12 protein-coding genes and 3 tRNA genes are annotated in these 9,801 nt (G+C 71.8%); 9 read left to right on the top strand and 6 right to left on the bottom strand.

What is annotated here, in order from left to right; all coding sequences use genetic code 11:
- Nucleotides 1-129 precede the first annotated feature (129 nt).
- The 7 genes from ABZW03_RS29810 to ABZW03_RS29840 all read left to right on the top strand — a co-directional run bounded on the left by ABZW03_RS29810 (nucleotide 130) and on the right by ABZW03_RS29840 (nucleotide 3,962).
- Nucleotides 130-885, top strand: a complete 756-nt coding sequence (locus ABZW03_RS29810) for a DUF3566 domain-containing protein (RefSeq protein WP_355264954.1) — start codon at nucleotides 130-132, stop codon at nucleotides 883-885.
- A gap of 261 nt (nucleotides 886-1,146) precedes the next feature.
- Complete coding sequence (locus ABZW03_RS29815; protein ID WP_355264957.1) at nucleotides 1,147-2,541, top strand: cyclopropane-fatty-acyl-phospholipid synthase family protein; 1,395 nt, start codon at nucleotides 1,147-1,149, stop codon at nucleotides 2,539-2,541.
- Between the two features lie 16 nt (nucleotides 2,542-2,557).
- A tRNA-Ile gene (locus ABZW03_RS29820) sits at nucleotides 2,558-2,634 on the top strand.
- A 115-nt stretch (nucleotides 2,635-2,749) separates the two neighbouring features.
- Nucleotides 2,750-2,823 (top strand) — tRNA-Ile (locus tag ABZW03_RS29825).
- 152 nt (nucleotides 2,824-2,975) lie between these two features.
- On the top strand, nucleotides 2,976-3,320 hold the full coding sequence (locus tag ABZW03_RS29830) for a DUF6191 domain-containing protein (RefSeq protein WP_355264959.1): 345 nt from the start codon (nucleotides 2,976-2,978) through the stop codon (nucleotides 3,318-3,320).
- Between the two features lie 256 nt (nucleotides 3,321-3,576).
- Nucleotides 3,577-3,705 (top strand): DLW-39 family protein, encoded by a 129-nt coding sequence (locus ABZW03_RS29835; RefSeq protein WP_014137031.1) that lies wholly within the window; start codon nucleotides 3,577-3,579, stop codon nucleotides 3,703-3,705.
- A 184-nt stretch (nucleotides 3,706-3,889) separates the two neighbouring features.
- Nucleotides 3,890-3,962, top strand: a tRNA-Ala gene (locus ABZW03_RS29840).
- A 58-nt stretch (nucleotides 3,963-4,020) separates the two neighbouring features.
- Here the strand turns inward: ABZW03_RS29840 and ABZW03_RS29845 are convergent.
- From ABZW03_RS29845 to ABZW03_RS29865, 5 genes are all read right to left on the bottom strand, one after another.
- Complete coding sequence (locus tag ABZW03_RS29845) at nucleotides 4,021-5,154, bottom strand: site-specific integrase (RefSeq protein ID WP_355264962.1); 1,134 nt, start codon at nucleotides 5,152-5,154, stop codon at nucleotides 4,021-4,023.
- Nucleotides 5,154-5,342, bottom strand: coding sequence for a helix-turn-helix domain-containing protein (locus tag ABZW03_RS29850; RefSeq protein WP_355264965.1), 189 nt, complete (start codon nucleotides 5,340-5,342; stop codon nucleotides 5,154-5,156). Before ABZW03_RS29850 ends, ABZW03_RS29845 begins: the two co-directional genes overlap by 1 nt.
- A 765-nt stretch (nucleotides 5,343-6,107) precedes the next feature.
- Nucleotides 6,108-6,407, bottom strand: coding sequence for a helix-turn-helix domain-containing protein (locus ABZW03_RS29855; protein ID WP_355264967.1), 300 nt, complete (start codon nucleotides 6,405-6,407; stop codon nucleotides 6,108-6,110).
- Nucleotides 6,408-7,270: 863 nt separating this feature from the next.
- Entirely contained in the window at nucleotides 7,271-7,516 is a 246-nt protein-coding gene (locus tag ABZW03_RS29860) for a hypothetical protein (RefSeq protein ID WP_355264970.1), read from the bottom strand.
- A complete protein-coding gene (locus tag ABZW03_RS29865) occupies nucleotides 7,513-7,935 on the bottom strand; it encodes a hypothetical protein (protein ID WP_355264973.1) in 423 nt (140 codons plus the stop codon). Before ABZW03_RS29865 ends, ABZW03_RS29860 begins: the two co-directional genes overlap by 4 nt.
- A 226-nt stretch (nucleotides 7,936-8,161) precedes the next feature.
- Here ABZW03_RS29865 and ABZW03_RS29870 point away from each other — a divergent pair, with 226 nt between their 5' ends.
- Nucleotides 8,162-8,929 (top strand): GntR family transcriptional regulator, encoded by a 768-nt coding sequence (locus ABZW03_RS29870; protein WP_355264976.1) that lies wholly within the window; start codon nucleotides 8,162-8,164, stop codon nucleotides 8,927-8,929.
- Nucleotides 8,926-9,501: a GNAT family N-acetyltransferase gene (locus tag ABZW03_RS29875; protein ID WP_355264979.1), complete on the top strand. Its 576-nt coding sequence runs from the start codon at nucleotides 8,926-8,928 to the stop codon at nucleotides 9,499-9,501. The genes ABZW03_RS29870 and ABZW03_RS29875 overlap by 4 nt, the downstream gene beginning before the upstream one ends.
- 116 nt (nucleotides 9,502-9,617) lie before the next feature.
- On the opposite strand, the gene ABZW03_RS29880 is transcribed toward ABZW03_RS29875, so the two are convergent.
- Nucleotides 9,618-9,801: hypothetical protein (locus ABZW03_RS29880; RefSeq protein WP_355264982.1), on the bottom strand; the 184-nt coding region annotated here is incomplete at its 5' end.

Below are 9,801 nucleotides of genomic sequence, written 5' to 3' on the forward strand. Positions count from 1 at the left end.
GCCGCGTCCGGGTGACGGACGCGGCGGCACCGGACGCCGACCAGTTCCGGGCAATCCCGCCGGGCGCTGGATGACGAGTGACGAGGCAGGGCGGCGCCGCCGTCCTGGTGGGAAGTGCGGGAGGACCAGGTGAGTGGAGCCACGGGTGCTGCGGGAGGAACCTCCGGCGGCCGTCCGGGCGCGCAGGGCGGGGGTTCGTACGGTGTGCCGCAGCCGCCGACCGAGCACTCGGCCGCGTCCACCTCGCTGATGCCACCGGTCGGCGGAGCGGGCCAGAGCGGTGCGACCTACGGGGGGCAGACGCCCGCGCCGCCGAGCAGCCCGGCCCCCGGCTCGGGCGGCTTCTCGCAGCCGACCACGTACGCCAAGGGGCAGCCGACCCCGGCCCGGGGCACCCGGACCTCGGGCAACACCCCGGCCGGCGGGACCCCGGTGGGCGGCGCCCCCGCCGCCGGGGCGGCGCGTCGCCCCGCCCCCGCCCCGGCCGCTGCGGCCGGCGGCCCCGGGCTCGGCCGGACCCGCAAGGCCCGGCTGCGGGTGACCAAGGTCGACCCGTGGTCGGTGATGAAGGTCAGCTTCCTGCTGTCGCTGGCCGTCGGCATCATCATCATCGTGGCCGCGGCCGTGCTGTGGATGACGCTGGACTCGCTCGGCGTCTTCGACTCGCTGACCAAGACCCTCAAGGACGTCACCGGCTCGGACAGCAGCGGCGGCCTCAACCTGATGGACTACGTCGGCTTCGGCAAGGTGATGACCTTCACCACGCTGATCGCCGTGGTCGACGTCGTCCTGCTGACCGCGCTGTCCACGCTCTCCGCGTTCATCTACAACGCGGCGGCCGGCTTCACCGGCGGCGTCGAGCTCACCCTGGCCGAGGAGGACTGATCCCGGCCGGATCCTGACCCCAGGTCAGTTCTCCGTCCGCGGACGGAATGCCCGGGCCCCACCGACTGTTGCAGCCGGTGGGGCCCGTCGGCATTTCGGGTGACAGCCGGCCGCCCGCGGCGTGCCACCCGGAAACCGGGCGGCGGCCGTGGGATTAGCTGGGTGCCGCCCGTCCCGCGCCTGGGAGTGCCGCAGGCCGCCCCCGGTCAGCCCGACCGGGTCAGCTGAGGTGTCCGCAGGACGACTGGACGGAGGCGCGCGGTGGCGAAGCTCGCAGGTCAACTGGTCGAGGCCCTGGAAGGGCTGTTGGGGGTCCCGGTGCCGCTGCGGGTGCAGGCCTGGGACGGCAGCGTCGCCGGCCCGCCGGGCGCTCCCACCGTGGTCCTGCGCAGCCGCCGGGCGCTGCGCCGGCTGATCTGGCAGCCGGACGAGCTGGGCCTGGCCCGGGCCTACGTCGCGGGGGACCTCGAACTCGCCCCCGGCACCGACCTGTACGAGACGCTCTCCGCCGTCGCCCGCTTCGCCGAGCGGCCGGAGATCCGCAGCCTGGCGCTCGGGCCGCGCGACGTGCTCGGTGCCAAGGGCCGCCGGGTGCTCGCCGCCGCGCTGCGGGCCGGGGCGGTCGGCCTCGAACCCGAGCCGCCCCGCGAGGAGGTCCGCAGGGCCGCCGGGCGGCTGCACAGCCGCAGCCGGGACCGCGCGGCCATCAGCCACCACTACGACGTCGGGAACGACTTCTACCGGCTCGTGCTGGGCTCCTCGATGGTCTACTCGTGCGCCTACTGGACGCCGGAGGCGAAGAGCCTGGAGGCCGCCCAGGAGGCCAAGCTCGACCTGATCTGCCGCAAGCTCGGCCTGCGCCCGGGGATGCGCCTGCTGGACGTCGGCTGCGGCTGGGGCTCGCTGCTGCTGCACGCGGCGAAGCACTACGGGGTCACCGCGGTCGGGGTCTCGATCTCCCGGGAGCAGGTCGCGCTGGCCCGCGCCCGGGTCGAGGAGGCCGGGCTGTCCGACCGGGTCGAGGTCCGGCTCCAGGACTACCGGGAGATCACCGACGGGCCCTTCGACGCGATCTCCAGCGTCGGCATGGCCGAGCACGTCGGCTCCGAGCAGTACCGGGTCTACGCCGAGGGCCTGTACCGGCTGCTGGTGCCCGGCGGCCGGCTGCTCAACCACCAGATCGCCCGCCGCCCCGACCTCCCCGGCGAGCAGCACCGCACCAGCCCCTTCATCGACCGCTACGTCTTCCCGGACGGGGAGCTCTCCCCCGTCGGTTCCACCGTGGCCCGGCTGGAGGAGGCCGGCTTCGAGGTCCGGGACGTCGAGTCGCTGCGCGAGCACTACGGGCTGACCCTGCGCGAGTGGGTGGCCAACCTGGAGGCGCACTGGACGGAGGCGGTCCGGCTGGTCGGCCGGGGCCGGGCGCGGGTCTGGCGGCTGTACATGGCGGCCTCCGCGCTCGCCTTCGAGCAGAACCGGATCGGGATCAACCAGGTGCTCGCCGTCCGCAGCACCGAGGAGGGCGCGGCGGGCCTGCCGCCGACCCGGGAGGAGTGGCTGCTGCGCCGCGCCCCGGGGGCGCCGCCGCTGGTCGCGGGGGGCGCCGCCGCGGCCCCGGCCGACCCGGATTTGGGGGATCGGCCGTCGGTCCGCTAATCTTTCAGTGCGGCAAGGGCCTATAGCTCAGACGGTTAGAGCGCTTCCCTGATAAGGAAGAGGCCACAGGTTCAAGTCCTGTTAGGCCCACCACCGCGAAGGGCCCGGAGTGATCCACTCCGGGCCCTTCGATTCTTCTCGGGATGGGGACCGGGATCGGGCCGGCGCCGCGGGGCGGCCGGAATCCGGTACGATCTCCTCTCGGTGAGGGCCTATAGCTCAGACGGTTAGAGCGCTTCCCTGATAAGGAAGAGGCCACAGGTTCAAGTCCTGTTAGGCCCACCTCCCCGAAGGGCCCGGAGTGATCCACTCCGGGCCCTTCGGCGTTTCCCGCCCTTTCCTCCGTTCCCGAACCGGGAACCGGCCGCCGTTCCCGGCTGTTCTCCGAGGAGGGACGGTGGAGGGTTGGTGGCGGCATGGCGGTGTTGTGGGCGATGAGCATCCCCGGACTGGTCTGCGCCCTGGTGGTGCTGGCGGCGCTCGACCAGCTGGCGCTGCGGGCGGGCCGGGCCCGCTGGGTGCCCTGGCGGGGGACCGGCCGGGAGGGGCAGATCTCGGCCACCGGGTTCGAGCAGCTGCACGCGCAGTTCGCCGCGGGCAAGCAGCACGAGCTGGACGAACGCGGCAGCACCCTGATGCTGCGGGACGAGGAGGGCGAGGGGGCGCCGCCGCGGACCAGGGTGGACCTGGCGAACGGCAGGGCCGTGGTGGTGGTGCCGGGCAGCCCGGCGGACGGACCTGCGAACGGACCTGCGGACGGCCCGGCGGGCCGGGCCTGACCACGGGCGTCGGGGCGGTTCGGGCCCGGCCGGACCGCCCGCCAAGCGGTGCGGCGTCAATCCTGGGACCGGACCGCCGGGTTGGCCGCCCGGTGGCTGGTCACGATTGGGACACCGGTGTGTATCATCGGCCGCAAGGGCAGTCTGGCACCCGGCCGCCCGTTCGCGCTCGAAACACAACTGGACTCGTCGGCCCGGTCAGTCCGGCCGGATCCGGCTCTTGAGTCCACCAACGCAAGAAGGACGAGGTCCCGCGGTGAAGAAGCTTCTCCTGGTCGCCCTGGTCGCCCTCGGCGGCTTCTTTGTCTACCGTCAGGTCCAGGCGGACCGCGCCGAGCAGGACCTGTGGACCGAGGCCACCGACCCGGTTCCGGCTGGTCGCTGAGCCCCCGGCGATCTGACGATCGACGAACTCCGGAGGCGCCCGTCGGCGCCTCGCGGGCCGGCCGGCCCGGTCGACGAACCGGACCGGCCGACCCTGTGGAACGGCACTGTGCCGGACGGGCGGCGCTGGGAATCGCGCCGGAAACCGGTACGCTAGTGCCCGTTGGCACGCACGGTGCCGTCGAGGGGCATTAGCTCAGTTGGTAGAGCGCTGCCTTTGCAAGGCAGATGTCAGGAGTTCGAGTCTCCTATGCTCCACGTGCACAAACGCCCCGGACCGATCATGGTCCGGGGCGTTTGACATCTCAGGCCGACATCAGCGCCCCCGGCGGAGCAGCCGGTCCACCTTGTCGAGGGCTTCGCGCTGGGTGTCCTGCGTCACGTGGGTGTAGACCTCCATCGTGATGCCGAACCGGCTGTGCCCCAGGATCTCCATCACCACGCGGGGCGAAACGCCGCAGGCGATCAGCAGCGAGGCACACCCGTGCCGGGCGTCGTGCATCCGGACCACCGGCACCTTAGCCCCGGTGGCGATCCGCCGGAACGACCGGTAGAAGTTGGTCGGCTCCACCGGCCGGCCGGTCCGGGTGGTGAAGACGTAGCCGGTCTCCTCCCAGCTCTCCCCCGCCGCCCGGCGCTGCTCGGCCTGGCACATCCGGTGCCAGCGCAGGGCCACGACGCAGATGGTCGGCAGCGGGATCGGCCGGGTCTTGCTGCTCTTCGTCGTGTCCTCGTACAGCTCGCCCCGGACGCGCTGCAACTGGCGGCCGACCCGCAGCACCCGGTTCTCCAGATCCACGGAGGACCACCGCAGACCGCCGATCTCGCCCCGCCGCATGCCGAGGGCCACGGCGAGGACGAACGCGGCGTACAGCGGGTCCGTACGGGCCGCCCGGAGGAACGCGAGGGTCTGCTCCAGCGTCCAGGGCCGCAGCTCCCGGGAAACGACGCGGGGCGGGGTCACCAGGCTGGCCACGTTCCTCGTGATCAGCTCCTCGCGGCAGGCGGCCGTGAGGGCGGACCGAAGGATCTTGTGCGACTCCCGGGCGGTCGCCGCGCTGGCCTGCTTGGTGACCTTGGCAAGGAACGTCCGGACGTCGCGCGGGGTGAGCCCTTCGAGGCTCTTGGTGCCCAGCAGCGGCACCAGATAGAGCCGGAGGTGGGTCTCGTACTTGGCGGCCGTGGTCTTCTTGCGCTGGGCCTGGACGAAGTGCTCCAGCCAGTAGGGCAGCCACTCGGAGAGCTTGGCCGACCGGGTCGGGGTCGGGATGCCCTGGCGGTCGCGCTGGACGAGTTCCAGACGCTTCTGGTCGCACTCCTCCCAGGTCTTGCCATAGACGTACTTCCGGGCCCGGGTGCCGTCCGGCTGGACCACGTAGACGGCGGCCTGGTAGCGGCCGTCCTTCCGCTTGGTCACGGTGCCGGCGCCGTTCGGGTTTCGCTTGGCCATTAGAGGCTGCTCCTGCTCTTGGTGCGGATGTAGGTGGTGAGGTCGTCGACGGCCACGCGGCGGGCGCGGCCGATGGTGAAGCTCGGCAGGGTGCCGGAGCGGATGAGGTCGTAGACCTTGCTGCGGCCGAGCCGGAGCGCGGCCATGACTTCGGGGACGGTGAGCGCTGCGACGGTCGGGCTGGCCACGGTCGCCTCCGGGGCGGTAGCGGCGGGCGGTGGGTGTCAGGTCAGGTGTTGGGGTTGGGTGTCAGGTGGTGTCAGGGGCGGGTGTCAGGGCCCCTGACACCCGCGTTTGCCTAGGGGTTTGGGTGTCAGGGGGTGTCAGGCGTCAGGGGGTGTCAGAGCGGCTGGGCGGCGGGCGGGGTGGCACCGAGTGCGGCGCCTAGCGCCAGCAGCATGTGGTGGTCTCGGGATGCGCCCGGTCCAGGGTCCGGTCGGGGCGCGGCGGGGAGGGTTCGGGGTTTCTCAGCGTGGGCGTGTTGTCCGAGGTGCGGATTTCTGCGTCACCGCGTCACCTGCGACACGCATGCCCTCTGACCTGGGACTTTGGGGTGACGCAGTGGTCGGGGGCTGCGTCACCGCTGCGTCACGGGGCCGGGGTGGGTGACGCAGGCGGCGTCTGCGGGTGACGCAGGTGTACGCACGATGACGCAGAGAATTCCGTCTGCGTCACGCCTGTTGTCGCAGGTCAGAGGCCCTTTTTCGGCCCTTGGTGACGCTGTGACGCAGGCTCTTCCTACTTAGGAAAAAAATGGGGCTGTTCTTGTAGCGGGCGCTCGCCTCAGAGAGCGATGAAGGAGCCGCTGCGCGGCACGACCTTCAAGCGGCTTCGCCGAACAGCAAGAGGAGCACCCGTTGCCGGGCGGGCCGGTGCTCTTCTTGCTTGTCCGGCGGCGCCGGGCGTCCAGTTTTCTGGACACGACGGCCACTCCGGGGCGGCGGTGGGGCCGGTCAGCTGCGGGGCTTGGTCCAGGGGGACCGCTCCCGGCTGCTGGACGGGGCGCCGGCGGCGACGGCGGACAGGCCGGCGGGCAGTCCGGTGGCGGCCAGGTAGGCGCGGAAGGCGGCGCTGGAGATGCGGACCTGGCCCCGGCCGTTGCCGACCCGGTAGGCGTCCAGGCGCCCGCCGCGCGCCATGCGCCAGACGGTCTCCTGCGACAGCCGCAGGGCGAAGGCGACCTGGGGCACGGTCAGGTAGTCGGTCGGGTCCGCGAGCGGGGCCGGGTCGATGGTCGGCGGCGGGGTGTTCATGCGGGTCTCCTCAGTCGGGCAGCGAGCCGGGAATGGGGTCGGGTCGAATGCCTGCCGACGCTCACGGGCGCTCACAGGACGCTCACGGGTCGGTCGGGCGGAAGTCGAGGCGGGCTGGCCGGTCGGCGGCGGTCGGCCGGCGCCCGTGGACGGGCCCGTTTCAGGCCCGCCGGGCGCCGCTTCGACCACGCGGCCGGGCGCTTCACCGGCACCGGCGACGGAGGTGTTCACCGGGTGCTCACCGGTGCTCACGACGCCGCGTTCACCGATCACGACGGCGCCCGTTTCAGGCCCGTCGGGCACGGCTTCAACCACGCGGGCGGCCGTTTCAGCAGCGAGGTGAATGGGGTGGTGAACACCCGACTGAACGGCGCTCACGATGACGCGCTCATCGCTCACGACGGCGCCGATTTCAGCTCCACGGGCGCCCGCTTCAGCGGCGGCGGCCAGGGCTTCAGACATGGGTGGCGGCGGTTCAGGGGCGCGGGAGTCGGCCCCGCTGTGCCTGGTCACGGCTACTCCTCATGGGCCGGGAGTCGGGCTGGGAGTCGGGGCGTTCACCGGTGAACGGCCGGGAGGTTCACCGGTGAACGGGTCGGCTGTCGGTCGGGCCGGGACTGCTGGTCAGGGGGCGACCGATGCTTGGGGGTAACGGGCGGGAAGCGCTTCCCGGGAACCGGGAACGGTCGGCGGGTAGCGCCGGGAACGGCCCCGTGAGCGGCGGTGAACAGTCGGGTGTTCACCGCCTCGCGGGCGGGCCTGGAAGTCGGCCGACCGGGGTTGAAACGAGCACCGCCGACCGGCCCCGGTGAGCGGGTGGTGAGCGCCCGTGAGCGTCGGTGGGCGCTCCCGTGTGGCGGCGGTCAGTCGGGCTGGCCCTCGGCCGACTGGAGCAGCCAGGACGCCACCGTCAGCGCCGTGCTGGAGCCGAGCACGGCCAGCGCGCCGATGGTGCGCCGGTCAAACTCGCCGACCTTGACGCCGCACCGCTCCAACGCGAGGAACAGCACCTCGCGGTTCGCGGCCGGGCCGTGTCCGGCGTAGGGGCCCGGCGGCTCCTCGATCGGCCCGCGCGGGATACGGACCCGGGGCTTGGCTTCGGTGCTCACGCGGCCACCGGCCCCTCGTGGGCGGCGCCCGCGATGTTCAGAGAGCGCACCGCGAGGGCGGCGGCGGCGTCCTGCGCGCGGTCGATGCGCCGGGCCCGGGGGAAGTACTGGCGGTAGGCGGCGCGCACGTCCGGGCCGTCCTTGCCCTCGATCATCAGCAGGTTGAAGTGCCGCAGGAACCGGCCGCGCCGGTAGGCCTCGTCCAGGCCGAGCCGCTCGATGCCCTGCGTGATCCACGTCTCGATCTGGGCCGCGTCCTTCGAGCTGGCCCGGTAGGTGTTCGGCATGTCCGAGGCGTACAGCGCGGCGGCCAGCGCGGTTCCGGACGACAGCACCACCTGCGGGGCGATGCGCTGCGGGGCCTGCGGGAAGCTCACGACCGTGGCGGCGAGGAGCGGAGCGGTAAGCGTTGCGTGCATGATGGAACTCCCTTCATCGGGGCGTGGAGCGGCGGCTTTCTTGGCGGATGGGCGCCGCTCCATTGCGTTTTTGGGCAGTTCAGAGCACACCTTGTCCCTGTTGAACCTCTGGCTCAACTGGTAGGTACAAGCTGCTGAACATGATGCTGCTGTCACTCAGGGCAGTCGTCAAGTCCCCTGGTCCAACATGTAGGGACCAGTTGACTGGATGCGTCATGATGGGTGTATGAGCCAGCAGCCGCTGTACCGCCGCGTAGCCGACATCCTTCGGACTGAGATCAGCTCGGGGGTCTTCCCGCCCGGTGCCCGCTTGCCGTCTGAGCGCGACCTCTGCGACCGCTTCGACGCGTCGCGGAACACGGTTCGCTCTGGCCTTAACGTGCTGGTCGGCGAGGGCCTGATCACGCCCAGCCAGGGGCTTGGCTACGAGGTCAGATCGCACGAGGTCTTCAACCTGAACGCGTCCCGGTTCGAGAACCTGACGTTCCCCCAGAACGGGGACGCCTACAACACCGACGTGACTCAGGCCGGCCGCCGCCCGCACCAGGACTTCCGGGTTGAGATGCAACCCGCGCGTGCCGAGGTGGCCGAGCAGCTGGGCATTTCGGAGGGGGAGACCACGGTCCTGCGGTTCTGCCACCGCTACGTGGACGGGGTGCCGTGGTCAACGCAGGCCACCAGCTACCCGATGTGGCTGCTGGAGATGGCCCCGCGGCTGGCACAGCCGGGAGACATCGACGAGGGGACCACCCGCTACCTGGCGGGTCTCGGCGTCGAGCAGATCGGCTATCACGACGACATCTCCACCCGGATGCCGACCCCCGAGGAAGCCCGGCTGCTTCAGATCGGCGCCGGTATCCCGGTGCTCATCTGGCGTCGGACCGGGTACTCGGCGGACAAGCCGGTCCGCTGCACCATCACGACGCTCCGAGGGGACCTGAACCACATGAACTACGAGATCGGGGACCTGGTGGCGCGCGGAGATGCCCAGTGATCATTGAGACCGCGAATCCGGCGGACCTGGACTACTTGCTGGCCGCTCGCCGGGAGGCAGCTGCCTGGTTGAGCGCCCGGGGTATCGACCAGTGGAGCCGGGACTACCCGGCCGACAAGCTGCTGGCGACCATAGAGGACGGGGTGGTCTTCATGCTGCGCGACGGCACGGAAACGGCCGGGACGATAACCCTCACCCCGGAGGCAGAGGACGGCCTGTGGACGGATGCTGAGCTGGCCGAACCGGCCCGGTACATCAACAAGCTCACGGTGTCGCGCTCGTACGCCGGGCAGGATCTGGGCGGGCGGCTGCTGAACTGGGCGGGCGAGCGGGCCGCGCGCGACGGCGCCGAATGGCTCAGGCTGGACGCCTGGACCACCAACGAGCGGCTTCACCGGTACTACCTGGACCACGGCTTCAGCTACGTCCGAACGGTGCGGGAGGGCGGAGCCGTGAACGGCGGTCCCCGGGTGTCGGGCTGGCTGGCTCAGCGCGTCGCCGCGCCGGCTGAACACGGGTTCACAGACCAGACCATGGCCGACGCGGACGCCCTCTCCGACATCACTTCCTGACACCAACGTCGGCGAACGCCAGCGACCCGGGGCGACCGTCTGCGACCAGCCGGAGAGGCCCCTGAGGAGGCATCAGCAGCCCCCGATCCTTGCCGAACGAATTTGCAAGGCAGATGTCAGGAGTTCGAGTCTCCTATGCTCCACAGTTCACGGCAGTAGCCGATCGGCCGCCGGCGGAGACCGCCACGGCCGGCAGGTCGGCGGTTCCCCTCGATGGGCACCTCGTCCGTCTGCGCGGGCTCCGCCGGGACGGCGTCCCCGGGCTCCTCCGCGACCTCGGGCTCGTCCACGGCCTCGGGC

The sequence above is a fragment of the Kitasatospora sp. NPDC004799 genome, assembly GCF_040609095.1.
In the GTDB taxonomy this organism is placed as follows: domain Bacteria; phylum Actinomycetota; class Actinomycetes; order Streptomycetales; family Streptomycetaceae; genus Kitasatospora.